The sequence below is a fragment of the Gordonia amicalis NBRC 100051 = JCM 11271 genome, from assembly GCF_000332995.1.
GTDB lineage: Bacteria > Actinomycetota > Actinomycetes > Mycobacteriales > Mycobacteriaceae > Gordonia > Gordonia amicalis.
This window is the reverse complement of sequence record NZ_BANS01000003.1, coordinates 11,286-36,896: the sequence shown is the minus strand read 5'-3', so window position 1 is coordinate 36,896 and position 25,611 is coordinate 11,286. Positions and strand designations below refer to the sequence as shown.

Genomic DNA, 25,611 nt, shown 5'->3' with positions numbered 1-25,611 from the left:
GGCAGCGCTATCGGCAGGCAACGGAAGGCGCGACATGCAGTTCGGAATCTTCAGCGTCAGCGACATCACGACGGACCCCACCACGGGCAGGACGCCCAGCGAGAACGACCGGATCAAGGCGATCGTCGAGATCGCGAAGAAGGCCGAGGACATCGGGCTCGACGTGTTCGCGATCGGTGAGCACCACAACGAGCCGTTCTTCTCGTCCTCGCCGACGACGACCCTCGCCTACATCGCCGCGCAGACGCAACGTCTTCAGCTCAGTACTGCGACCACGCTCATCACGACGAACGATCCGGTGAAGATCGCCGAGGACTTCGCGATGCTCCAGCACCTCGCCGACGGCCGGGTCGACCTGATGCTCGGACGTGGGAACACCGGGCCCGTCTATCCGTGGTTCGGGCAGGACATCCGCCAGGGCATCCCGCTCGCCATCGAGAACTACCACCTGCTGCACCGGCTGTGGGCCGAGCACGTCGTCGACTGGGAGGGCCGGTTCCGTACGCCGCTCACGTCGTTCACCTCGACCCCGCGTCCGCTCGACGGGGTGGCCCCGTTCGTGTGGCACGGGTCGATCCGCAGTCCGGAGATCGCCGAGCAGGCCGCGTATTACGGCGATGGCTTCTTCGCCAACAACATCTTCTGGCCCAAGGAACACTTCCAGCGGCTCATCGCCTTCTACCGCGAGCGATTCGAACATTACGGCCACGGCAAGGCCCACCAGGCCATCGTCGGCCTGGGCGGCCAGTTCTTCATCCGGCCCCGCTCGCAGGACGCGGTGCGTGAGTTCCGTCCGTACTTCGACAACGCACCCGTGTACGGCCACGGTCCGTCGCTGGAGGACTTCACGTCGCAGACGCCGCTGACGGTGGGCAGTCCGGCCGAGTTCGTCGACAAGACACTGTCGTTCCGCGAGAGCTTCGGGGACTACCAGCGCCAGCTGTTCCTCGTCGATCACGCGGGATTGCCGCTGAAGGTCGTGCTCGAACAGCTCGATCTACTCGGCGAGGTCCTGCCCGAGCTGCGCGAGGGGTTCGCTCAGGGCAGGCCTGCCGACGTACCCGACGCGCCGACCCACGCGTCCCTGGTGGCCGGCCGCCAGGAGTCCGACGAGGCGGGGAAGGTCGAGGTGCGGTCATGAGCGAGCGCGTCCTGCGCGTGGTGGCGGTGAATGCCGGGCTGTCCGAGCCGTCGTCGACGCGGATGCTGATCGATCGGATGGCGACGGGGGTGACCGGCGTGCTGAGCGGTCGCGGGGTGGCCGCCGACGTCGAGGTGATCGACCTGCGGGATCTGGCCGTTGATCTCGGACGTTCGACGGCCGTCGGCTTCGCCTCCGGGGAGACCCGCGCCGCGCTCGACGCGGTCGAGTCCGCCGACGCGCTGGTCGTCGCGTCGCCGGTCTTCAACGCGTCCTATAGCGGTCTGTTCAAGATGTTCTTCGACCTGGTCGACGTGGACGCGATGGCCGGTAAGCCGGTGCTGATCGGCGCCACCGGTGGTAGCCCGCGGCACTCCATGATGCTCGATCACGCGCTGCGCCCGCTGTTCTCGTACCTCCGAACCGTCGTCGTGCCCACCGGGGTGTACGCGGCGTCGGAGGACTGGGCGGGCACCGAGAGGCCCGGGGACACCGGGCTGAACGACCGGATCTCCCGTGCGGCAGCCGAACTCGCGGGACTTATCGGGCCGCGTGCGTCGACTCCGCGTCCGGGAACCGAGGCCGCACCGGCCAGCGCGCGCATCGCGGGACCCGGCGCGCGACAGCAGGCGATCGAAGCGGCGGGGATCGCCAACTTCGCGAGGTTGTTGGGCCCTTCGTGACGGCCCTCCGCACGCTCCGGGCCTCCTCATAGCTCCTATGTCAAGCAGCGGCTTGGCATGTGGTTGCTGTGCGGGTGTGGTGGTCGTGAGTGAGGTGGTTGTAGACGACGCGGACGAGGCGTCGTTTGAGGCAGCGCAGGGCTTCGCGTTTGCTTTTGCCTTCGTCGCGTTTGCGTTGGTAGTAGACGTGTCCGAGAGTGTCGGGCATGTGGGCTTGGGTTAGCGCGATGAGGTGCAGGGCCGCGTTGAGTTGCCGGTTGCCTGAGCGGGTCAGTCGGTGGCGGCCGGGGTTGGCCGACCACACCGGCACGGGTGCAACGCCGGCGTGGCGGGCGAACTGCGCATCGGTACCGAAGCGGGTGATGCCCGCGGATTCGCCGAGCAGTTTGGCTGCGGTGAGCTCGGCGCAGCCGGGCATCGCCAACAGGGTCGGCACCGCATCGCGCACCAGGGTGGTGATCTCGCGGGTCACCTCCTTGATCTCGGTGGTCAACGCGATGATGGCCGCGACCTCGTTGCGGGCCAGGCGGGCATCGACCCCGATCCGCTCGGCCAACCAGCTGGCCAGGGCCTGCTGGTGTTTGTTCAGCGTCAACCCACCGGAGGGGATGCGGTATTCGGGGTCGAGTTGATGCACCCGCCACAACACCCGGTTGATCTTTGAAGTGCGTTCGTGCACAAGGTTTTCCCGATAGTCCACCAACGCTTTGGCCTCATACGACAGCTCATCGTGGGAAGCCACCGGTAGGTCGGGTTCCCGGGCAGCGGCCCGCGCCACGGCGAGAGCGTCGATGGGATCGGACTTGCCGCGTTCACGCCCAGTGCGGCGATGCTCGGCCATCAACCGGGGCGTGACTCGTACGACTTTCTGCTTCGCAGTCAGCAGGTCGCGCTCGAGGCGGGCGGACATGTTGCGGCAGTCCTCGATGGCCCACAACACCTCACCGCCGAACTTCTCGTGGGCCCAGCGCAGCGCTTTGTGGTGGCCGGACGTGGTGGCCGCAACGACAGTGGATCCGAGTTTGCGGCCGGCGTCATCGACCGCGACGAAGGTGTGGGAGCGCTTGTGAACATCAGCACCAATGACGATCATGGAACGTGCCTTCCTGTCACAGGGTGGGCGGACAGTCGGGCCGGTCGGTGGACATACTTCAGTGGAGGGGCGCTGCCACGCTCCTATCAAGTCACGCCGACCGGTCCGTCACACCAGATGTCGGCACGATGAGGCAACACCAACCCCACAGGGGCGGCAGGGAGCGATTGAGCCAAACACCTGGTGGACGAAACCCAATCACCACTGACGTGGCTCCACAACCCTGACACTGAAGGGAGCGATGGCTGACGGCCCTCCGCACGCTCCGGGCCTCCTCAGGGGGCGGTGGGATCAGGCGCTTCCCGGCGAGTTCTTCCGCGGGCGCAGCCGGGAGTGCGGCAGTGGCGGTGCGGGTAGGTGCTGGATCGGTCCCTCGTATCCCTGCACCTGCCCGAACCGTTCGCTGTGGGCCATCCACTCCTCACGGAACCCGACGATCTCGTCGTGCGTGCGACCGATGAAGTTCCACCACATCACGATGTCCTCGCCGAACGGGGTGCCACCGAGCAGGATCACCCGCGCGGCGTCGTCGGAGGTGTTGGTGAGCGTCAGTCGTGAGGCACCCACCCCGAGGTAGCCGAGTTCGGTGCGTTCGAGAGGTGCGGCGCCGGTGTCGGCGACCTCGATGGTCCCGACGTCGACGAGGATGCCGTGTTCGAAGGCGGGATCGACGTCGATGTCCACGGTGGCGGCGGGGGCGAAGTCGAGTTGGGCACCGAGCAGCGGGGTGAACGTGTGAACCGGTGAGCGGGTGCCGAACAGCTCGCCGAGGAACACCTTGGCCGTGACCCCTTCGCGCACCACGTCATCCGGACGATGATGGGCGAAATCCCTTGGGGTGTCGGCGTCGTCGGCGGGCAGCGCGGTCCACAACTGGACGCCGTGGAGGATGGTGGTCGGTGGGGTCGAGACCTCGGTGTGCGCGATGCCGTGTCCCGCGGTCATCAGGTTGATCTCGCCGGGCCGGACCATCGCGTGGTTGCCCATGGTGTCGCGATGCTCCACCTCGCCGGTGAACAGCCAGCTGACCGTCTGCAGGCCGGTGTGCGGATGCGGCGCCACATCCATCCCGCCGGTGCTCGCCACGTCGTCGGGTCCGTAGTGGTCGACGAAGCACCACGCGCCGATGAGGGACCTCGAGCGTTGCGGGAGCGTCCGGTGGACGGTCATCGCCCGCGGCCCGCCGAGGGGTACGTCGCGTGCGGTGAGAACCTCCATGTGGAGGTGTCCGGCGCGCGTCGCATTCTCGGCGTCGGTACGGCATTCGACCTCGGCCGGATGGGCCTCCAGATTGCTCATGGCGACCATTCTCCCCGGGGTGGGGGACCGGTGTGGCCAGAAGCGTGTCCTCAGACGAGTGTCGGGTTCTCGAACAGCATCGTGATCTTCTCCACCGAGCTGGTCATCAGCGCGCGCCGCCCGAGTCGGAGCGACCGGAGTTCGGCGGCGATCGGGTGGTCGCCGAGCTCGAGATCCGCCCCGCCGAGACGGGTGCGGGTGCCGGTCACCGATGTCAGCCGCCAGGGGGTGAGCCTGGTGACGCCGTCGAGTTGCGAGTAGGCGTGCAGGACGGTGTCGGCGGTCGTGTCCGGGACCTTGATGCCGGGCTTGATCCGCAGGTCCGCGATCAGCGCGCCGTCGGCCTCGAGGCGGCCGTGCCGCACCGATGAGCCGTGATCGACGTCGAACTCGGCCAGCGTCTTCGGGAAACCCCAGATCCCACGGCCGGCGGCCAGGGTGAAGTCGCCGTCCACCGGTAGCCGGTGGACGAGGGCCCGCGCGTCGCCCTTGGCAAGAGCGCGGAGCGCTCGGACAGGTGAGGCCGGGGGTCGGGAGGGGTCGTCGACGAGGAAGCAGACACCGAACTCGTTGTACGGCCCGAGGTCGCCGTCGATGTAGTCGACGAAGACGAGCATGCACATCGCACGTCCTGGCCGGATTCGCAGCGGACGCAGTGTGCCGGGCCGTCCGGACTCGCTGTCGATCGCACGCTGGACAGCCGCGGCGTCGGCGGTGAAGCCGGCGACGAAGCACCGCGCATGCCGGATCTCCACGGGCATGGTCACCGTGGTGCCGAGGATGTCGTGGGATGAAGGTGCTGTCACCGGTACTTCCTTCTTCTGGTCGGATGCGGGTGTTCGGCCGCATCCGACGAACACTAGAACGTGTTCTAGTCTGGCATGACCGGGGTGCGGAGAGGTCGAAGAAGGCGGATGTCCCCCATCCTGTGGACATCGACGGTGACAAAACGTGACGGGTTGTCGCAGGTCCAGGCGATCCAACGGTCGATGTCCGACTTGTCGTATACGGTTCGCCCAGTGTGTGGCCCCGGAGCGCTGTGTAATTGCTGAAGGCGCGTGAAGGCTGCACGGTGAGCCGACGAAAGGGGGCACCGTCGATGCCCGAGGGGAACGTCGCGTCGCCACACCGGAGGAGTGCGGCACCGGGCCGGGTGCCGATGGCGAGGTGCGCGCGATGACGGCAGACGAGGCTCCGGTGGATCGCGTCATCCGGGTCGGGATGGTCGACGATCACCGCTCACCGATCTGGGGGATCGAGCGGGTCCTGGATCCGGTCGACGACATCTCGCTGGTCTGTTCGGCGTCCACGGTCACAAGTGTGCTCGCGGGGATGCCCCTCGACGTCGTCCTGCTCGATCTGCGCCTCGACGACGGGACCACGCCCAGGGAGAACGTCAACGCGCTCTCCGCTGCCGGTGTCGCCACGGTCGTGTACACATCCGGTGAACACACTGCGCTGCTGCGTTCGGCGGCTCGGGCAGGCGCGCTCGGCGTCGTGCTCAAGTCGGCGGATGAATCGGTCATCATCGACGCGATCCGAGCGGCTGCCGAGGGCCGGGCGGTGCTCACGACAGAGTGGGCCGCGGCCATCGACGGCGACCCCGAACTGGCCGCAGTCGATCTGTCGCCACAGCTGCAGAAGGTTCTGGCCCTGTACGCGTCGGGGGAGACGTCGGCTCGGGTGGGAGCTGCTCTGGGTGTGTCCGCGGAGACCGTGAACGAGTACCTCAAGCGGATCCGGCAGAAGTACGCCGACGCCGGCAGGCCGACCCGGACCAAGGTCGACCTGTTCAAGCGTGCGGTGGAGGACGGGTGGCTGCCGGTGCCCCAGCGCAACCGGAGTCGCGGCGCCGATCCCGGTCGGTGAAAGTCACTGATAATAGGGAACTTCGGCCCTAGCACAGGACGACTCAGGTGCGGAATCAGTAGGCAGAAAAGGGGAATGGTGGGGAATCGGCAGTCGATCGGCGTCAGAACAGTAGAAGTCCCCAATTCTGGGTCTACCGGGTCGTCGACAGCAGCACTACTTTCAGAATCATAGGGAATGATGCGCGGAGCGTACGGCGTCGGGGGACGTGAGCGTTGCGCCAGAAATTAGGGGATGGACCAGTGACGGCCACTTCAGAGTTCTATCGAACCGCACAGTCCCGGGGGGCCGTGGACCAGCGTCGCGTCGGCTCGCCGGAAACGATGCCACACAACGGAATCGCCCGGCTTTCCGACTACCGCACGGCCGGTGACCGCGCACCGTCGGCGCTGCCGCGGCCGAGCCTGTCCGACCGTGAGGTCGAGGTTCTGCTCGCCTGGCTCGCCGCCGAGTCGAAAGAAGAGGCGGCAGCCCGACTCTTCATCTCGGCGTCGACGGTGAGCACCCACCTCGCACGAATCCGTGCGAAGTACACCGCGGTGGGCCGTCCGGCCCCGACCAAGACACATCTCTTCGCGCGCGCCCTCCAGGACGGGTACACCAGCCTCGATCGCTGGTGATCGTCTCCACGCGTGGTCTGCGGTGATCCTCGGAGAAGGGGGTCAGCGCAGGTCGCGCGCCAGTTTGGGCCAGGTCGCGTACAGGTCGTCCTGCCAGTAGCCCCATGAGTGGGTGCCGGTCGGCCGGAGATTCACCTGAACGGGCAGTCCGAGGGACCGCATCCGCTGGACCATCTGGCGGGTGCACATGTCGATGGCGACCTCGATGCCGCCGCCCACGATGGCCTGATTGGCCAGGTCGAAGGCATTGCCCTCGATGCCCGGGTCCCCGAGTTGCTCATGCACACCGGGCGCGCCGGTCCCGCTGGTCATGTACACCTTGGTCCCGCGCAGTTTCTCGGCGTTCAGATAGGGGTCGTTCGCACGCCAGCCGGGACCGTTGAGCGGACCCCACATGTTCACGATGTTCCCGCCGCCACGATCCTCGACGACCATCCGGATGTACTGCTGGCCGGCCGGGTCGCTCGTCCGTGCACATCCGCTGAATGCCGCGACGGACCGGTAGAGGCCGGGTGCGGCGATGGCCAGATTGAGCACCGAGGTGCCCGCCATCGAGATTCCGGCGATGGCGTTCGCGCCCGTCGTCGGGAACGTGGCGTCGATGATGGGCGGGAGTTCCCTGGTCAGGAACGTCTGCCACTTGTTGCGGCCGAGTACCGGGTCGTCGCGCTGCCAGTCGGTGTAGTAGGAGAAGGCGCCGCCGATCGGCGTGACGACATAGGCGTTCTTGTCGGCGAAGTACCGCTTGTAGGTGGTCCGCGCATCCCAGGTCGCCGAGTCCTCGCCGCCGCCGGCACCGTTGAGCAGGTACAGCACCGGGGCCGGACGCGACCGGTCGCGTGGGGTCAGTACGGTCACCGCGACCGTGCGATTCATCGCCGCCGAGTGCACGAGCAGTGTCGTCTGCTGGGTATCGTCGACGTACCTGTCGACGACTCGTGACCCCGGCGCCGCGTCGGCGGCCGACGCGGGTCCCACGACGAGCGCACCCACAACCGCCATCGTCGCCAGCAGGGCCGACCAGAACCATCTACCTCCGTGCACGCACACCACGTCCCCGCCTGTCATCCTCGATCCGTCCCACGATGTGTTGCGACGCAGAACGCCGCGGTCGTCCCGCGGAGTACCCCCGTCGTCAGTGTAGGCGTGCGTCTGCCCGGTGCCGTGGTCTCAGAGCGGGGCCTGTACCAGGATCGGCGTCGTCGGCTGCGCGGAGCCGCTCGCGGGTTCGATGGTCACCGCCAGGACCTTCGCGTCGCCGAGTCCGTCGACGACGACCGGTTCGGTGTCACCTCCCGGGATCAGGCCGGCCGGTACCGGGTTCTCCGCTCCGCCCACCAGCCAGAGCTGGAACGCGCTGTCCGGCGAGATCGGACGGCCCTGGTTCCGGATGAGTGTCACCGCGCGGCCGGCCGTCTCGGAGGCGATGACCGTGATCGTCCCGTGGCCGTCCGCCAGGGTTTCGGCGGTGACGGTCGCGTCACCGGCCGCGAGGACCCCGAGGACTTCCTGCTGCTCCCCGCCGACCGCCGTCGCGGACGGCGAGGGTTCCGGTGCCGTCGTACGGCCGATCAGGACGCCGGCGCCGAGTGCCACGGCGACGGTCGCCGCGGCCGCGGCGAGCACGGCCGTCTTCCGCCGTGTCCCCTGCGTGGTCCTCTGACGGTGTCGATCCATGGGCTCGGGTGTCGCTGTCTGTGCCGATGGCGACGAGCTGAACCGCGTGGTGCCGTCGAAGATGTGCGACAGCACGCGGTGTCGGAGATCGGACGGCGCCTCCAGGGCGTATGTGCTGGCGAATCCGGCCATGGCGGTGTGGATCTCGACGATGCGTGCCTCGTAGGACGATCGTTCCGCCGCGGGAAGCGCGGCGAGTTCCCGTTCCGCGCGGAGGGTCTCCTCGGGAGTCAGAGCGGATACGGCGTACAACTCGATGTGGTCATCGAGCCAGGCGGACATGCCGTCGTCGGGGTCCGCGTCGGTTCTTGTCATGGTCAGTTCAGACATCCTCCTGCGTCCCCAAGCACTTTTTCAGGCGGCGTAAGCCATCTCTGATCCGGGACTTGATGGTGGGCAAGGGGGTCTCGGTCTGTGATGCCACCTCCGGGTAGGTCAGGCCGCCGAAGTAGGACATCTCGATACAGCTCCGTTGCAAGTCCGTGAGCTCGCCGAGACATGTTCGTAGCGTACGCGCCTCGTCGGCGTGGACAACCACCTCGAGCGGAATGTTGCGCGGAGTTTCGACGGACGCGGCGCCGTAATCGGACATCCGCTCCTGCTGGAGCTGTTCGGTGCGCACGCGATCGACGGCGCGACGGTGAGCGATGGTCATCATCCAGGTGATGACCGAACCGCGTGCGGGGTGGTATTCGCTCGCCTTCTGCCAGTACTGCAGATACGCCTCCTGCACGATCTCCTCGGCGTACTCGCGGTCGCGGATGACACGGAACGCGAGTCCGTAGATGCGCGAGCTGGTCAGGTCGTACAGACGCGTGAACGCGGCTCGGTCCCCGGTGGAGGCCGATTCGAGAAGATCGCGCAACAAACGAGATTCGTGTCCACGTCCGTGGTCCGCATCGGGGGTCGCGCTGCCGTCGTCCGATGTCACTGGTCCACGGTAACCAAAAGAGTCGGGAGTTCTCCGGCGATCTGCAATCACCGATTTGCTGAGCTTCGGTAAAGAACAAGGGAGACAGGGATGCACACCGCGAGGATGGCCAGAGACGAGCCCACCGCATACCCCACGGCATGGTCGGCGACCCACCCGGTGGCGGCCGGGAAATTCGGTGGCGCCTCGTTGGCGAAGAGTTGCCGGCATGCGGTCGCCACGGCGGTCACCGGGTTCCACTCCGCGATGGCGCGCAGCGGGCCGGGAAGACTCTGTGCGGAGATGAACGCACTCGACAGGAACGTCAGGGGGAACATCCAGAGAAAGCCGATACTTTGTGCCGCTTCGACATTCGGGGCTCCGAGGCCGGTCACGGCGCCCACCCAGGCCATCGCGACAGCGAAGAGTCCGATGATGCCGAAGGCGATCGCGGCGTCGGCGGCGCTGCCCTGAACCCGCCATCCGATGGCAAGCCCGCAGGCGACCATCACCACCAGCCCGACGGCGCACAGGAGCATGTCGGAGGAGACCCGGCCGCTGATGACGCCCAGTCGCGACATCGGTAGCGAGCGGAGGCGGTCGATGATTCCGTCGGAGGTGTCGTTCGCCAGGCCGACAGTGGTGAAGGCGGCGTTGAACACGACGGTCTGCGTGAAGATCCCGGCCATCAGGAACTCGCGGTATGAGCCGCCGCCGAACGTCGCGCCGAAGACATAGGCGAAGAGGAAGACGAACATCAGCGGCTGGATCGTCGCACTGATGAGAAGCGTCGGTATGCGTTTGACGGTCAGCAGGTTTCGCTCGACCAGTACCGCGGTGTCAGTGAACACGAGCTCGCTCCGTTCGGTTGGGCAGATTGTCCGGTACGTCCGCGTCGGAGTCACCTGTTCCGATGACAGCGTGATCGATCGACCCCGCAAAACCGTTGACCGCCTTACCATTCATGCCTGACTGAGTGACCGTGATGTCCGAATCGCTTGATATGTCGGCGATCTCGACATCAACAGTCGTATCCGGATCGGTGGTGCCGGCTCGCTCGGTGAGCGTCAGGAAGACGTCGTCGAGGGTCGGTGTCGTGACGGACGCGTCGACGACCTCGATCCCGGCCGACGACAGCGCCCGGACCGCGGCGACCGCACTGCGGGTCCCGTCGTCGACGGGGACCGACCAGCGCACGGATTCGGTATCGGCCCCGCCCCTCTCGCCGCCCGATTCGAGACGTTCGGGTCGCCCGACACCGATCTCGGTCAGGGAGGCCGAGATCTGCTCGTCGTGGGTGTCGTCCGTGTGGGGGACGGCGAGTTCGACGGTGAGGATCGATCCGCCCGTCGAGGCCTTCAGATCGGCCGGGCTTCCCTGGGCCCGGATCGTGCCGTGGTCGATGACCGTGATCTCGTCGGCCAGCGCGTCGGCTTCCTCGAGGTACTGCGTCGTCAGCAGAACCGTCGCACCGGAGCCGACCTGTTCGGCGATGACCTCCCACATCTGGCGTCGCCCGCGAGGGTCGAGTCCGGTCGTCGGCTCGTCGAGGATCACCAGCGACGGGCGGTTGATGAGTGCCCCGGCGAGGTCCAGCCGACGACGCATCCCGCCCGAGTAGGTCCGCATCGGTCGATCCGCGGCGTCCTCGAGGTTCAGTTCCGCGATCAGTTCACGCGCGCGTTCCGATGCAACGGCCCGTGGTTGCCCGTACAACTGACCGACCATGCGCAGGTTCTCGAAGCCGGTCAGGTTGCCGTCCACGGCCGCGTACTGGCCCGACACCCCGACGATCTTCCGGACGGCGCCGGGATCGGCGATGGCGTCGACCCCGTCGACGAGCACCGAGCCCTCGTCGGGGGTCATCAGGGTCGCGACGGCGCGCACCGCGGTCGTCTTCCCGGCACCATTGGGGCCGAGGAGCGCGTGCACCGTTCCGGTGGGGACCGTCAGGTCCAGTCCGCTGAGAGCGTGAACACGTGGCCCGCGGCCGAACAGTCCGGTGCGGAAGGTCTTGTGCAACCCGCGGAGTTCCAGTGCGTAACGTGCGGCCTCCTCGGTCGGTGCGTCGTCAGCGATGCTGTGCCGCCCCACGGGTGACCTCGCTTTCGTCGTCCCGCGAACTCTCCATCGTCCGGATCAGGCTGGCCGGCCGCATGTCCCGCCAGTTCTCCTCCACGTACTCGAGGCATTCGTCGTGTCCCGACGGGCCGAAGACCGTACGCCAGCCATCGGGCACCGGTGCGAAGTCCGGCCACAGCGAATGCTGGTTCTCGTGGTTGACGAGCACCCGGAAGGTTCCGTCGGTGTCGTCGAAGGGGTTGGTCATCACTTCTCCTCTCGTATGGCGGCCGCCGGTGGCCCCGGCGGTGCATCGATGGCGTGTACCCAGTCGGATACGTGCTCGGGCAGCATCATTCGTGCATGAGTGCTGTGCGCACCGATGTCGACGACCCGCCCGGTCACCTTCGAATGCCAGGCCTCGACGGCTGGTGCGCCGGGCTCGGGGTCGACGGTCGCGGTGACGAAGGTCAGGTCGCCGTCGTAGACACGCGGCCGCCACCCGCGCGCCAGCGGTGAGGCGTGGCGGAACACCTCGTGGACCGTGCCCAGCGTCTCCCGGGTGAGGCCGGCAAGTGCGCCACCGGTCGAGGAGATGATGCGGTGTGCATCGTCGACGGTGAGTTCTCCTGCACCGGAGATTGTTTCGTTGTCGACCTCGAGTCCGAACTCACGCATCAGCTCGGTGATCGAGGCTTCGGTGTCCAGGTCGGGGCGCTCGGCGATGACGTAGCTGTCGAGCAGGACGAGCCGCGCGACCTCATCCCCGGCCTCCCGCAGCTGCACGGCCATCTCGTGCGCGATCAGACCGCCGAGCGACCAGCCGAGGAGGTGATACGGGCCGTCCGGCGCGACGGTGCGGATCTGTGCGACGTACTCCGCGGCGAGATCGCCGATCGAGCGCGGACATGTCCGCCCGGACAGAGCCGGGTGCTGGAGTCCGTACAGGGCACGGCCGGAGGGCAGATGGGGCAGCAGCGAGGTGAAGCTCCAGGACAGCCCGATCGCCGGATGGACGACGAACAGCGGTGGCCCGTCGGAGTTCTCGGCGGCTGCCCCGCGCCCGCGACGCAGCGGGAGGAGCACGTCCAACCCCGACGTGCCGGACCGCCCTGACGGGTCCGTCGGAGGCGCCCCGTCCATGCCCAGTGCCGCGGCGAGTTCCGCCGGGGTCGGTGCGCCGAAGAGCGCCTGTGCGGACACGTGGCGACCGATGAGTTCGGTCAGCCGCGACGTCACGGCGGTGGCCAGCAGGGAATTGCCGCCCAGATCGAAGAAGCCGTCGTCGGCGCCGATCGTGTCCGGAGTGATCTCCAGGACCTCGGCGAAGACCTGTGCGACCGCCGTTTCTCCACCCGCAGCCGGTACGCGACGTGCGGCGTCGCCATCGGTGGGGACCGGCAAGGCCTTGCGGTCGAGCTTGCCGGTGGGGGTGAGGGGGATGGCGTCGAGCAGGGTCACCGAGGTCGGCACCATGTGCCGTGGGAGCCGGCGGCTCACCCGCCGTCGTAGATCCGCGGGCTCCGGAGCGGATCCGTCGGCCGCGGTGACGTAGCTGCGGATCGTCGCCGTCGCGCCGGTGCCGACGACGAGGGTGACCGCGAAGTCGACATCCGGTTCGGTCGTGAGGGCGTCGTCGATCTCGCCCAGTTCGATGCGGAAACCGCGAACCTGTATCTGGGTGTCGCCGCGGCCGATGTAGACGAGTCGGCCGTCCTCGGTCCAGCGGACCAGGTCGCCGGTGCGGTACATGCGACGACCGGCGAAGCGTGGACCGGCGACCATCGGCGCCGGCAGGAAACGGGTGGCGGTGAGACCCGGACGGCGGTGGTATCCGCGGGTGATCTGCGGTCCCATGAGATAGAGCTCGCCCACGACTCCGGCCGGGACCGGGTGCAGGCGCTCGTCGAGAACGAGTGCGCCCACACCGTTGTTCGGCGTGCCGATGGTCAATCGCCGGTTGGGCGTGAGGGGTTCACTACCGGTGATGATGATCGTGGTCTCGGTTGGTCCGTACACGTTGACGAGGGTGCGTCCGGCCGCCCAACGGCGTACCAGGTCTGCGCCGTAATCCTCACCGCCGACGGCGAGCGCCCGCAGCGAGGGAACTGCGGAGGGCGACATGCTGGCAACGGCCGCCGGCGTGATGAACGCGTGGGTGACCTGCGCGGAGTCGATGACGTCGCTGAGCGCTTCGCCCCCGTAGACCTGCGGCCCGACGATGACCAGCGTCGCCGATCCGGCCAGTGCGAACAGCATTTCCAGGACCGATGCGTCGAAACTCGGCGAGGCGAAATGCAGCACTCGCGACATCGGTCCCGGCGCCATCCGGTGAGCCAGTTCGTCGTGCACCGGACGCAGTCCGGAATGCGGCACCAGAACACCCTTCGGGCGACCCGTCGAACCGGAGGTGTAGATGATGTACGCGAGCTGATCGGGCCGGATCGTCGCGCCGCGCTCTTCGTCCGCGATCGGTGCCGGTGACGAGTGCTGCATGCGGGTGGCGGTCGCCGCGTCGTCGAGGACGAGCACCGGTATCGGGTCCTCGGCCATCCCCGCGGAGATGGACTCCCGTGCGGCCGAGGTGGTCACGACGAGTCGTGCGCCACTGTCGACGAGCATGTGCGCGATCCGGTCGGCGGGATAGGTCGGGTCGATCGGCACGTACGCGGCTCCGGTCTTCACGATCGCCCAGATCGCCACGAGGGAGCCGATCGAACGTTCCACCGCCATCGCCACCACGTGTTCGGCGTCCGGTGCGCCGACACCGCGGCCCATCAAGACGCGTGCCAGGCGGTTGGATCGGGCGTCGAGCTCGGCGTAGGTGATGGTCTCGGGAGCCGTCGGCACCCCCGACATCGCGGCCACGCCATCGGGGTTCCGCTGCACCGCCTGCGCGAACAGTCGGTCGAGCGTGGTGGGCATCTGGGCCGGACGGCCGAGCGCCGGTGTGCGCTCGGCGATCTCGAGCGGGTCGGTGACCCGGATGTCGCCGATCGGCCGGCCCGGGTCCCCCAGCATGCCGCGCACGACTCGCATCAGGCGGGTGGCCAGGAGTTCGGCATCCCGGCGGTGATAGCGGGCGGCGTCATAGGTGACCTGGAGCATCGCGTCGCCGTCACCCAGCCCGGTGATGGTGAACTGGAGGTCGAACTTGGCGGCCGGGGAATCGAATTCGGCGATCGACGCCCGGAGTCCGGCGTCCATCTCGATGGTGGTCGCCGCCAGGCCGTCAGCGGGATGGTCCGCGTTCCCGGCCGCGTACTCGTGAACCGACAACGCCACCTGGAACAGCGGATGCCGCCCGGGGGTGCGCGCCGGGTTCAGTGCCCCGACGATGTCGTCGAAGGGCAGGCCACGGTGATCGAGCGCATCGATGTCGGCGTCCCGAACCCGGCGGACGAGCGCGGCAACCGTATCGGCCGCCGCCACCCGGGTCCGCAGGGGCAGGACGTTGACGAACATGCCCACGACACCGCTGTAGTCGCGGCCCGCCTTGCGACCCACGCGATTCGCCACCGGGCTGCCGACGACGAGGTCGTGGCCGATGCCGAGTCGATGTAACAGGATCGCCAATGCCGTGTGCAGTACCGAGAACGGCGTCGTCGATTGTTCGCGGGCGAAGGAGATCAGGCCCGCCCGGGCGTGTGTGGGGATCTCGAGACTCACCGAGCGCGCTCCGGTGGAGGACGTCTGCGGATCGCCCGCGGCACGCGCCTCGAGGTCCGACACCGGCGCGACGGTCGTCTCGGCGGGGGCGTCGGCGAGCGTTTCCTCCCAGTACCGCAGGTCGTCTGCCAGACTCGCGGCGTCGTCGCTCTCGAGGGCGTGATCGCGGTGGTCGACGGCGGCCGGGGCCCAGTTCGCGGTGCGACCGCGTCGTCGTTCGCCATAGGCGCGCGCGAGGTCGGCCACCAGGATCGGCAGCGAGGCGCCGTCGGCCGCGATGTGGTGCAGGACGAGAATCAGCAGGTGTTCGGTCTCTGCGCCCGGGGCCGCGCTGTCGGCGACGAGTGTCGCGGCGATCGGTGCGCGGCGGGTGATGTCGATGGGTCGGGTTGCGAGCCGGGCGATCTCGGCGGCGGTGTCCGTGGTCCGCCGGACGGTGAGGTCGCCGACCACCGGCTCCGGATCGGCGAGTACGCGGCCCAGGGGGCCGGTCTCCCCGGGTTCGAACACCGTACGCAGACTCGTGTGCCGGCTGACCACGTCCACGAGAGCGCCCCGCAGGGCCGGCACGTCGAGATCTCCGCGCAACCGCAGCACGAACGGCATCAGGTACTCGGTGGATTCCGGATCCGCGATGGCCAACGAGTGAAGCCGACGCTGGATCGGTGCCAGTGGGAACTGCGCGGGACGGTCCGGGATCTCCTCGCCGCCTGCGTGATCGGGCGACTCCGCGGCGGAGCCGGATCCGTCCTCGTCCAGGGCACTCACGTCCCACCCGTCCGCCAGCGTGAGCAGGGGCGCGAGCGTTTCCGGTGTCGGGTGGTCGAAGACGTCACGGACGCGGAGTCGTTCGCCGGTGTGGACCCGGTTGATCCGGCTGATGAGCGTGGTCGCCTGTAGCGACGTCCCGCCGAGATGGAAGAAGTCATCGGTCGCGCCGACCTCACCCGGACGCAGACCGAGCACGTCGGCGAGGATACGCACCAGCGCGGTCTCGGCGACGGTCCGCGGGGCTCGTGCCGCCGACGGTTGCGCCGTCGTCGCGGGATCGGGGAGCGCACGATGATCGAGTTTTCCGTTGCGGGTCAACGGGATCGAGTCGAGTACGACAATCGCGGACGGGACCATGTGGCGGGGGAGTCGCTGCCGGACGGCGTCGAGGACGGCTGCGGTGTCCGGTGCGTCGGGCGATCCGGCGAGGGTGACGTACCCGACGAGCGTCGCGTCGGCGCCCTGTCCGCGGACGACCGTCGTGGCGAAGTCGACTCCACCGGCGGCAGCGAGTGCCGCGGTGACCTCGTCGAGTTCGATGCGGAAGCCGCGCACCTTGACCTGGTTGTCGCTGCGCCCGTGGTAGATCAGCGTGCCGTCGGTGGCGCGCCGGGCGATGTCGCCGGTGCGGTACATGACCGCACCGGAACCGTCGGGTCGGGCGACGAACCGCGCGGCGGTCGGACCGCGCCGGTCGAGATAGCCGCGGGCGACACCCGGGCCGCTGATGTACAGCTCGCCGGGGACGTGGTCGGGGACCGGTTGCAGTCGATGGTCGAGGACCAGCGCGGTGCAATCTGCGACCGGAGTGCCGATGGTGATCGGCTCACCCGGCCGGAGCGGTTCCGACATGACGGTGACGATCGTGGTCTCGGTCGGTCCGTAGGAGTTTATGTACCTGCGGCCGGTTCCCCAGCGCGCCACCAGGTCCGGTGTGGAGGCCTCACCGCCGACACCGAGTGTGCGCAGATGGGGGAGTGGATGCGGCGCGGCGGCGGCCAGTGCGGCCGGGGTGATGAACGCGTGGGAGACCGCGTGCGCGTCGAGGAAGTCGACGAGTTCGTCGCCGCCGTAGATCGTCGGCGGGACGACCACCATCGTCGCGCCGACCTCGAACGCCAGCAGGAACTCGAGCATCGCGGCGTCGAAGGCCGGGGATGCGAAGTGCAGTGTGCGATCACCGGGGGACACCCGGTAGCGATCGCGTTGCGACGCGCTGAACGCGGCGAGGCCGCGATGGGTCACGCTGACGCCCTTGGGCTTTCCGGTGGAACCGGAGGTGTAGACGACGTAGGCGAGTGAGTCGGTGTGGCGCGGGGTCGTGAGTGTGTCGTCATCCGGTGCAGGGCTCTCCCAGAGGACCCCCAGCATGCCGGGAGAGGTCCACCAGATGTCCTGCGGCACATCCGCGAACCGGTCCGAGGTCGTGATGCCCAGCGATGCACCGGAATCCGTGATCATATGGGTGACGCGCTCGGTCGGGTAGCGGGTGTCGACGGGGAGGATCGCGGCACCACTCTTGATGATCGCCCACGTCGCGATCACGGACTCGAGGCTCCGATCGAGTGCGACCGCGACGACATCGTCGCTGCCGACCTCGAACGCCCGCAGGTTGTGTGCCCAGATCGTCGAGATCTCGTCCATCTCGGCATAGGTCAGACTGCGGTCACCGTCCTCGACAGCCACCCGGTCCGGATACCGGCGCGCGGTCGCCGTGACGATGTCGGCGAGGTGGCGCGGGGCGATCGTGGATCCGGCGGGCCGCTGCCCCTGCGACATCACCGGCGTCATCAGGGGGAGATCATCGACCGGGGTGTCGGGGTGTGTCGTGACGGTGTCGGCGAGGTCGGCGAACATCCGCGCGAGGGTCTCGACGCGCCCGCGGGTGTAGACGTCGGTGGCGTAGGTGAACCGCGCACGTCCATCGCGGATGCGGAGCTCGAGATCGAAACGGGCGGCGCCGGTGTCGATCTCCTCCGCATCGATGCGGAGGTCCGGGATGCCGGCGAGTGAACCCGCGGTGTCGGAGGCGGGAGCGTCGGTCGTCTGGGCGTCGAAGGCGAGCGCGATCTGGAAGATCGGATGCCTACCGCTGCGCGGCGGGTTCATCATCGAGACGATCCGCTCGAACGGCATGTCCGACTGCGAGAGTGCCTCGAGGTCACGACGGCGGACGGAGTCGAGCAGTGCGGTGAAACTCTCCCGGCCGTCCACCGGGGTCCGCAACACCACCGAGTTCACGAACATCCCGACGACGTCGGCGAGTCGTGGGTCGTTGCGCCCGGCGACCGGGGTGCCGATGACGATGTCGGAGGCCGCACCCGCGACATGGGTGTCGGGGTCGGCGTCCAGGCGGCGGAGCAGCGCGGCGAAAAGTGCGTGCACAGTCATGAACTCGGTCGCGCGCCCGGGGGCGAGGGTCATCAGGCGACGTCGCACGTCGACGCCGAACTCCACCTCGACGACCTCCGCACGGCGTGGTTCTCCGGCGGGGGCGTCCGGAAGCAGGATGGGGGCGGCGTCGAGGCCGTCGAGTTCGTGTCGCCACCAGTCCATGAGTTCACCGTGGTCGGCGAGGTTCTCCGCCTGCCAGCGCAGGTAGTCGAGGTAGTCGATCGCGGCGTCGGATCGGCCGGCATCGGCGTCCGCGCCCGTCGCGTCATCACGGCGGAGTTCGGCGTAGGCGCGGGCGATATCGCGGTGCAGCTGGATCATCGACCACCCGTCGGCGGCGATGTGGTGGATGACGACCGACAACCGGTGGTGCCCGGGGTCGCCGTCGAGCCGGTGCAGCGCGGTTCGCATCGGGAGATCGGTGGTGAGGTCGAACGGGCGGCGGGCGAGCCCACGGGCCAGGTCCGGCCAGTGAGCCCCGGTGGTCTCGGTGATCTGGAGGTCCGGGCTGACCTCGCCGGCGGGCCGCACGTCCAGGACCGGCTTGCCGTCGCGGTCCGGATAGACCGTACGCAGCATCACGTGGCGGTCGACGGTCCGGCGGATCGCGGTGGCGAGCGCCTCGTCGTCGAGCGGGCCGCGGAGATCGAGAGCGAACGCGATCGCGTAACCGGCTGTCGCCGAACCGCTTTCCCCGGCGCTGTCACCGATGGCGAGTTGATTGAGGAACCAGAGCTGCTGCTGGGCTGGACCGGGCTCGACGGGCGCGTCGGGGTCGTGTGTGAGTCGGGGGATCCGGGCTTCGTCCGCGCCCGGTCGGGTGGCGCCACGACCGTCCACGAGTCGTGCGATGGCGGCGACGGTCGAATGATCGAAGACCTCACGCACCGGTACGCGACGACCGGTCAGGTGCTCGAGCGCGCCGACGATCTGGGTCGCCAGCAGGGAGTTCCCGCCGAGATCGAAGAAGTCGTGGTGACGGCCCACGGTGCCGGGTGCGAGGTCGAGGCGTTCGGCGATGAGGTCGGCCACCGTCTGCTCGATCGGCGTGATCGGCGCGACGTACACGACGCCGGTGTCCGCCGGCAGGGTGTCCGGCGCGGGCAGCGCCCGCAGGTCGACCTTTCCGATCGGCGTCGTCGGGATCTCGTCGAGCGCGACTATCGTCGACGGGAGCATGTGTCGCGGAAGGCGATCCGCCAGTCGTTCGCGAACCTCGGACACCGCGTCGGAGGTCTCGGGCCCCATCGTGACGTAGGAGATGAGATGAGCGCGGTCGCCCTCGCCGTGGGTGGTGGTGACCGCCGCACGAACCGCGGCGTCGGCGACCAGTGCGGCGTCGATCTCACCGAGTTCGATGCGGTGACCGCGGATCTTGGTCTGATGGTCGGCCCGTCCCCGGAACTCGAGTTCGTGATCGGCGGTCCATCGCACCAGATCGCCGGTGCGATACATCCGCGCACCCGGATCGCCGAAGGGGTTGGCGATGAACCGCTTCGAGGTCAGCGGTCGTACCCCGTGATAGCCGCGCGCGAGATGCTCACCGGCGATGTACAGTTCGCCGACCGCCCCGGGGGCGACCGGTTGCAGTCGTTCGTCGAGGACCACCGCGGAGACGCCGCGGATGGGCCGTCCGATGGTCAGCGTCGTGTAGTCGGGGTCGATCGGCGCCGACACCGCTGCGACGACCGTCGTCTCGGTGGGGCCGTAGGCGTTGAACAACCGAGGCCCCGTCGACCATGTACGCACCACTTCCGCATTCGGGTGCTCACCGCCGATGACGAGGGCCTCGAGTTCCGGGACGTCGGCGGGCGACATGGTGGTCAGCACGGACGGTGTCAGGAACGCATGGGTGATGCGTCCGTCCCGCATCAGCTGCGCCAGTTCGGCCCCACCCACGATGCCCGGCGGGATGATGTGCATGGTCGAACCGGCCGCGACGGCCATCAGGATCTCGAGCACGGTGGCGTCGAAGCTGGGCGAGGCCATGTGCATGGTCTGGCTCTCGGCCGTGATCCCGTACTGCGTGACCTGCTGCGCCCCGAAATCCGCGAGACCGCGGTGACCGACCACCACGCCCTTGGGTGTTCCGGTGGTGCCGGAGGTGTAGATCAGGTAGGCGGGCTGGTCGACGTCGAGGGGGCCGGGGCGTTCCGAGGCCGTCACCGGTCCGGCGGACTTCCGGGCGGCCAGTTCCACGACCTCGTGATCGTCGAGGACGACGGTCGCCGGGACCGCCGCTGAGGATTCTTCGGCCAGCGCAACCCGGGGGTCGGCGGACGAGGCGGTGAGCAGCAGGCAGGAACCGGAGTCGCCCAGCATGTGCGCGATGCGCGCCGGCGGGTAGGCCGGGTCCACGGGCACCCACGCGGCCCCCGACCGAGCCACCGCCCACATGGCGATCATCCAGTCCACGCCACGGGGAAGCGCCACCGCGACATGGCGTTCGGGTCCGGCGCCACGGTCGATCAGCAGGCGGGCGAGCCGGTTCGACGCGGCGTCGAGTTCCCGATACGTCAGCGACCGGGTGCCGTCGGTGATGGCAACCCGGTGCGGCGAGGACTCGGCCGCCTTCGACAGCAGTGTCGTCAGGTGCTCGACGGGGCGGCTGCCCTCACCGACCGCAGGAACGAGATCGAGGCGTTCGTGCAGATCGAGAACCGGGAGGTCGCCGACCGCCGAGTTCGGCGCAGCGGTGGCGGCCCGGAGCAGACGGTCGAGACGAGAGGACAGTGCGGTCACCGTGGACCGGTCGAACAGGGCGGTGGCGTAACCGATCTCGAGAGCGAGTCCGGCCGGTTCGCCGTCGGTGTCCTGCAGTTCGGTGAAAGTGAGCTGGAGGTCGAAGGTGGTGTGCCCGGTGTCGACGCGCGACGCGGTGGCCGCGAGACCGGCGAAGTCGAGACGAATGGCCGAACGATCCTCCAGAGCGAGGGAGACCTGGAAGAAGGGGTGGACGTGGGACGACCGGTCCGGGTTGAGTTCGGTTACCAGACGGTCGAAGGGCAGGTCGGCGTTGTCGAAGGCGCTGAGGTCGATGTCGCGGACGTGTGCCAGCAGGTCCACGAAACCGGCGTCCTTGTCGACGACCGTGCGCAGTGCCAGTGTGTTGACGAACATGCCGACGAGGCCGTCGAGGTCGGCGTCCCCACGCCCGGAGACCGGGGTCCCGACGATGACGTCCGACGACTGGGACAGCGAGCGCAACAGGGCCGCGACCGCGGCGTGCAACACCATGAACACGGTGGAGCCGGTCGCGCCCGCCAGTTCTCGGATGGCCCGGTGGGTGTCGGGCGAGAGCGTGTGGGTCCCCGATGCACCCGATACTTCACCGCGACCGGTACGCGGCCGGTCCAGCGGGAGTTCGGTCTCGCGCGGGGCGTCGGCGAGGGCGTCGCGCCAGAAGTCGAGTTCGGCGGTGGCGTCGGAGTTCTCGGACAGCCAGGCGTGACGTTCGGCGCTGACCTGAGAGTAGGTGACGGGCAGTGCGGGCCAGTCGGGTTCGAGGTCATCCCGCCGGGCGCGATAGGCCGTCGCGAGATCGCCGGCGAGCGGTGCCAGGGACCATCCGTCGGCGGCGATGTGGTGGACCACCACGGTGAGGCGGTGATCGTCGGCGGCGGTGCGGACGAGCCGCGCACGGATCGGTAGATCGGTGCCGAGATCGAAGATCTGGGAGGCGAATTCGGGGTCGGGGAGATCGCGCACGTCCTCCGCGCGCAGAACCGGTAGGTCGATGGTCACCGTGTCCGCGGGCCGGGAAGACAGATACGCGACGCCGTCCTGCTCGACGACGACGCTGCGCAGCGGCTCGTGTCGGGCGATGACATCGGTGAGAGCCTGCCGCAGGGCCCCGGTGTCGAGCGCGCCGACCAGCCTGACCGTGAACGGCATGTTGTAGGTGGCCGCGCCGGCCGGATCGAGTCGGGTGGCGAGCCACAACCGGTGCTGTGCCGGTGAGAGAGGCACCGGTGAATCCGAGAGGGTCGGCGACGCGGCGCGCTCGGAAGTGTTCTCGACGGAGTCGTCGACGTCGACGCCCAGTGCAGCCAGCGCGTCGACGATCCCGCCGATGTCCTCGGCGTCGAAGACGGTGCGGAGGCCGATGCGCCGGCCGGTCGCCTTCGACAGGCGGGACGCGATGCGGGTCGCCGACAGCGATGTGCCACCGATGTCGAAGAAGTTGTCACGCAGCGAGATCGGGTAGCCGCCGGTCTGATCGGCGTCGAGGCCCAGGACCTCGGCGATGGTGCGTACGACGAAGGTCTCCGTCGTGGTCGCCGGTGCGACCAACTCGCGGTCGGTGTCGAACTGCGGCCGGGGGAGCGCGCGGCGGTCGAGCTTGCCGTTCGCGGTCGTCGGGAGTTCGTCGAGCACCATGACCACCGACGGGATCATGTGCCCGGGCAGCGCCGACGCCAGTTCTGCGCGGAGCTCGCGGGTGCGCAGGTCGGTGGCGCCGCTGACGTAGGCGACGACGGCGGATCCGTCGGCGACGAGGTCGTCCCGGACGACGACACCCGCAGCGGCGACTCCCCTCAGGGAGCCCAGCGCCGATTCGATCTCGCCCAGCTCCACCCGCTGACCACGGATCTTGACCTGGGAATCGGTGCGCCCCAGATACTCCAGCTCACCGTCGTTCATCCGGACCAGATCGCCGGTGCGATAGAGACGTTCGCCGGACCCGGCCGGGGACGCGACGAACCGCGACGCGGTGAGATCGGGTCGTGCCCGGTAGCCGCGGGCGAGCTGCACGCCACCGAGATACAGCTCTCCGACGGCGCCGGGGGGCTGCGGCCGCAACCGATGGTCGAGGACGTGGACGCTGGTGTTCCACACCGGTCGGCCGATGGGCACGACCGGGACGTCCGCGCGGCAGGCGTCGTGGTGGGTGACGTCGATCGCCGCTTCGGTGGGACCGTAGAGGTTGTGGATCGGGGCGGAGGTGAGCGCCGCCGTCGCAGCGACCGTGGCCGGTGTCAGAGCCTCACCGCTGGTGAAGATCTGGCGCAGCGAGTCCAGTGTCGTCGCCCCGCGGCCGTTCTCGCCGCGGGGCCGTTCCGGGTCGGCGGCGAGTGCCGCCGAGAACGCGGCGAGCATCGACGGCACGAAATGCACTGTGGTGATGCGGTGTTCGTCGATGACATCCCGCAGGTACCAGGGGTCGCGGTGCCCGTCGGCGGTCGGCACGACGAGGGCGGCTCCGGTGACGAAGGGCCAGAAGAACTCCCAGACCGACACGTCGAAGGTGGCCGGGGTCTTCTGCAGGACGCGGTCCGACTCCCCGAGCGGGTACCGGTCCTGCATCCATTCGAGGCGGTTGACGATGGCGCGGTGGGTGATCGCCACGCCCTTGGGCTTGCCGGTGGAGCCCGAGGTGAACAGGAGGTATGCGGTGTTGTCGGGTCGGGCCGTCGGCGTCGGCTCCCGTCGGGCGGGGCAGGCTCGCAGCGTGGCCAGATTCTCCTCGGTGATGATGAGGTCCGGTGCCGCCACCGTCAGGATGTGGTCGAGACGATCGGCCGGCTCGTTCGGGTCGACCGGGACGAAGGCCGCCCCCGCGCGGATGACGGCGTGAAGAGCGAGTACCTGGTCGGCGCTGCGTGGGAGCTGGACGGCGACAATGCTTTCCGCCCCGACTCCGCGATCCTGGAGCGCGGCTGCCAACGATCGCGTCTGCCGTGCGAACTCGGCATGGGACAACGGGCGGGATTCGGCGGGGTCGCGCGGTTGCGCCGAGACGACGGCCGGCGCGTCGCCGTGGGTCGCCGCGGCCGTGTCGAGAAGGTCGACGAGCGTGCGTTCCCCGAGCTCGACGCGGTCGCCGGTGGTGCGCTGCGGCAACTCCGCGGATTCACACTCGCGGAGCACGCTGACATGAGACACCGGGGTTTCGGGGGAGGCGGTGACGAGGGCCTCGAGGAACTCGACGAGGCGCCGGTGATGGGTGGCTATCTCGTCGTCGGAGTAGATGTTCGGATTGGCCTCCAGGTCGACGCTCATTCCGCCGTCGAGGCTGTCGTAGACGTTGACCGAGACGTCCTCGATCGGCCCGGTGGACAGGATGTTGAGCTCACCGCGGACGGGCCCGAAGTCGATGTGCTGGAAGAACAGCATCACGTTGACCAGCGGCCCGAAGAACCCGCGGCGGGCGCCTGCGGACCCCAGGATGTCGGCGACGATGTCCTCGTGGCGGAATTTCTGGTGCCGCACAGCGCCCTTGATCTCGGTGTTGACCGACGCGAGCAGATCGGTCACCGTGGCGTCGTCGTCGAGGGCGATGCGCAACGGGACGACATTGGAGATGAGGCCGGCCGAAGTGCGCAGGATGTCGCGGTCGCGCGCCGTGACCGGAAGGCTGAGGACCGCCTCGTCGCGGTCGGTGAACCGGGCGACGTAGGCGGTGACCGCGGCGGTGATGACCGACGCCGGCCGAACCCGATGTTCGCGTGCCAGTACGCGGATACGGGTGACCAGATCGTCGTCGAGGACCGCCGACTTGATCGTCGACAGTGGTGCCGCCGGGCTGGAACGCCGCGTCAGAGTGGCCAAGTCGGGCAGATCGGCCAGCCGCTGCGACCAGTACTCGCGATCGGCGCGGAACTTGTCCGACGTCCGGTAGGCGACGTCCAGTCCGGCGATCTCGGCCATCGACGCGGTGTCGGCCAGGGGAGGCGGAGTGTTGTTGACGATCGCCGTGTAGTGCGACGAGACGCGGAGCATCAGGTACATGGCGGCATAGCCGTCGTACGCGATGTGATGGCCTCGGCAGTACCAGATCGAATGTCCCGGACCGACTTTGAGGAGATGTGTCTCGAGGAGGGGGTCGGAGAACATGTCCGGACTCTGCGACCGGTGTTCGTCGATCCAAGTCAGGGCGGCCGCGCGTGGGTCCGCGGCGTCGCTGAAATCCTGTGTGCCGAGGACAACCCTACGTGTCCAGTCGATGGTCAGGGTGGGTTCGGCGTCATCCGTCGGAATGAGACGCAGCAGTGAGGCTTCCGTCTCGAGCTCGGTCAGCGTGGCGGCGCGCTGCATGATCTCGGGATCGATGTCGACCGGACAGCTGTCGGAGGCCTCGCCGGAAAGCGGTGATTCTCCGCGGAATTCGATGAACGCATCGATGGTCAAGGGCACATCGGGTTCGAGCTGCTGGGCATAGAAGATGCCGCGCTGTGCGGCGGTCATCGGAATTGTCGGGTCGGGGTGGGATGTGTGGCCGGTGCGGCCGGTGTGCCGGATCGTGTCTTCTGTGGTCACGCATACCTCCCCTGTGGACGAGCGTCCTGGCGGGTGAGGGATCGAACTTCTGCGAAGGCCAGGGCGCGCGTGTCGTACTGGGCGTCGGACCCCGAGGGCGTGTGCGGAGGATGAATCCACCCTCGGTCTGAAGCAGATCCCCCGGCACTCGTGACGCTCTTCGG

The 25,611-nt window shown here is 68.5% G+C and carries 14 protein-coding genes; 4 read left to right on the top strand and 10 right to left on the bottom strand.

Features of this window, described 5'->3' with window-relative positions; all coding sequences use genetic code 11:
• Window positions 1–34 precede the first annotated feature (34 nt).
• On the top strand, window positions 35–1,141 hold the full coding sequence (locus GOAMI_RS01700; RefSeq protein WP_006434654.1) for an LLM class flavin-dependent oxidoreductase: 1,107 nt from the start codon (window positions 35–37) through the stop codon (window positions 1,139–1,141).
• A complete protein-coding gene (locus GOAMI_RS01695; protein WP_006434653.1) occupies window positions 1,138–1,824 on the top strand; it encodes an FMN reductase in 687 nt (228 codons plus the stop codon). Before GOAMI_RS01700 ends, GOAMI_RS01695 begins: the two co-directional genes overlap by 4 nt.
• A gap of 40 nt (window positions 1,825–1,864) precedes the next feature.
• Here the strand turns inward: GOAMI_RS01695 and GOAMI_RS01690 are convergent, their stop codons facing one another.
• The 3 genes from GOAMI_RS01690 to GOAMI_RS01680 form a co-directional block, all read right to left on the bottom strand.
• Window positions 1,865–2,917 carry an IS110 family RNA-guided transposase gene (locus tag GOAMI_RS01690; RefSeq protein ID WP_006434652.1) on the bottom strand — a complete coding sequence of 351 codons (1,053 nt, stop codon included), beginning with the start codon at window positions 2,915–2,917 and terminating at the stop codon, window positions 1,865–1,867.
• A 291-nt stretch (window positions 2,918–3,208) separates the two neighbouring features.
• Entirely contained in the window at window positions 3,209–4,216 is a 1,008-nt protein-coding gene (locus tag GOAMI_RS01685; RefSeq protein ID WP_006434651.1) for a pirin family protein, read from the bottom strand.
• Window positions 4,217–4,266: 50 nt separating this feature from the next.
• The gene (locus GOAMI_RS01680) at window positions 4,267–5,022 is read right to left on the bottom strand and encodes an acetoacetate decarboxylase family protein (RefSeq protein WP_006434650.1); all 756 of its coding nucleotides are present in this window, start codon (window positions 5,020–5,022) and stop codon (window positions 4,267–4,269) included.
• A gap of 370 nt (window positions 5,023–5,392) precedes the next feature.
• Between GOAMI_RS01680 and GOAMI_RS01675 the strand changes: the two genes are divergently transcribed.
• Entirely contained in the window at window positions 5,393–6,085 is a 693-nt protein-coding gene (locus GOAMI_RS01675) for a DNA-binding response regulator (protein ID WP_040004496.1), read from the top strand.
• Window positions 6,086–6,327: 242 nt separating this feature from the next.
• On the top strand, window positions 6,328–6,705 hold the full coding sequence (locus tag GOAMI_RS01670) for a LuxR C-terminal-related transcriptional regulator (protein ID WP_006434648.1): 378 nt from the start codon (window positions 6,328–6,330) through the stop codon (window positions 6,703–6,705).
• Window positions 6,706–6,747: 42 nt separating this feature from the next.
• On the opposite strand, the gene GOAMI_RS01665 is transcribed toward GOAMI_RS01670, so the two are convergent.
• The 7 genes from GOAMI_RS01665 to GOAMI_RS01635 all read right to left on the bottom strand — a co-directional run bounded on the left by GOAMI_RS01665 (window position 6,748) and on the right by GOAMI_RS01635 (window position 25,447).
• Window positions 6,748–7,773, bottom strand: a complete 1,026-nt coding sequence (locus GOAMI_RS01665) for an alpha/beta hydrolase (protein WP_006434647.1) — start codon at window positions 7,771–7,773, stop codon at window positions 6,748–6,750.
• Between the two features lie 102 nt (window positions 7,774–7,875).
• Entirely contained in the window at window positions 7,876–8,712 is an 837-nt protein-coding gene (locus GOAMI_RS01660; RefSeq protein ID WP_006434646.1) for an anti-sigma factor, read from the bottom strand.
• Window positions 8,705–9,313 (bottom strand): ECF RNA polymerase sigma factor SigK, encoded by a 609-nt coding sequence (gene sigK, locus GOAMI_RS01655; protein WP_035760248.1) that lies wholly within the window; start codon window positions 9,311–9,313, stop codon window positions 8,705–8,707. Before sigK ends, GOAMI_RS01660 begins: the two co-directional genes overlap by 8 nt.
• Window positions 9,314–9,360: 47 nt before the next feature.
• Window positions 9,361–10,143: an ABC transporter permease gene (locus GOAMI_RS01650; RefSeq protein WP_006434644.1), complete on the bottom strand. Its 783-nt coding sequence runs from the start codon at window positions 10,141–10,143 to the stop codon at window positions 9,361–9,363.
• On the bottom strand, window positions 10,133–11,386 hold the full coding sequence (locus GOAMI_RS01645) for an ABC transporter ATP-binding protein (RefSeq protein WP_006434643.1): 1,254 nt from the start codon (window positions 11,384–11,386) through the stop codon (window positions 10,133–10,135). The genes GOAMI_RS01650 and GOAMI_RS01645 overlap by 11 nt, the downstream gene beginning before the upstream one ends.
• The gene (locus tag GOAMI_RS01640) at window positions 11,364–11,621 is read right to left on the bottom strand and encodes an MbtH family protein (RefSeq protein WP_006434642.1); all 258 of its coding nucleotides are present in this window, start codon (window positions 11,619–11,621) and stop codon (window positions 11,364–11,366) included. The genes GOAMI_RS01645 and GOAMI_RS01640 overlap by 23 nt, the downstream gene beginning before the upstream one ends.
• On the bottom strand, window positions 11,621–25,447 hold the full coding sequence (locus GOAMI_RS01635; protein WP_006434641.1) for a non-ribosomal peptide synthetase: 13,827 nt from the start codon (window positions 25,445–25,447) through the stop codon (window positions 11,621–11,623). Before GOAMI_RS01635 ends, GOAMI_RS01640 begins: the two co-directional genes overlap by 1 nt.
• Window positions 25,448–25,611: the final 164 nt, after the last annotated feature.

Coding starts and splice junctions, on each gene's coding strand:
- GOAMI_RS01695 (WP_006434653.1), top strand. CDS start 1,138: ATGAGCGAGCGCGTCCTGCGCGTGGTGGCGGTGAATGCCGGGCTGTCC.
- GOAMI_RS01640 (WP_006434642.1), bottom strand. CDS start 11,621: ATGACCAACCCCTTCGACGACACCGACGGAACCTTCCGGGTGCTCGTC.
- GOAMI_RS01685 (WP_006434651.1), bottom strand. CDS start 4,216: ATGAGCAATCTGGAGGCCCATCCGGCCGAGGTCGAATGCCGTACCGAC.
- GOAMI_RS01660 (WP_006434646.1), bottom strand. CDS start 8,712: ATGTCTGAACTGACCATGACAAGAACCGACGCGGACCCCGACGACGGC.
- GOAMI_RS01690 (WP_006434652.1), bottom strand. CDS start 2,917: ATGATCGTCATTGGTGCTGATGTTCACAAGCGCTCCCACACCTTCGTC.
- GOAMI_RS01675 (WP_040004496.1), top strand. CDS start 5,393: ATGACGGCAGACGAGGCTCCGGTGGATCGCGTCATCCGGGTCGGGATG.
- GOAMI_RS01665 (WP_006434647.1), bottom strand. CDS start 7,773: ATGACAGGCGGGGACGTGGTGTGCGTGCACGGAGGTAGATGGTTCTGG.
- GOAMI_RS01700 (WP_006434654.1), top strand. CDS start 35: ATGCAGTTCGGAATCTTCAGCGTCAGCGACATCACGACGGACCCCACC.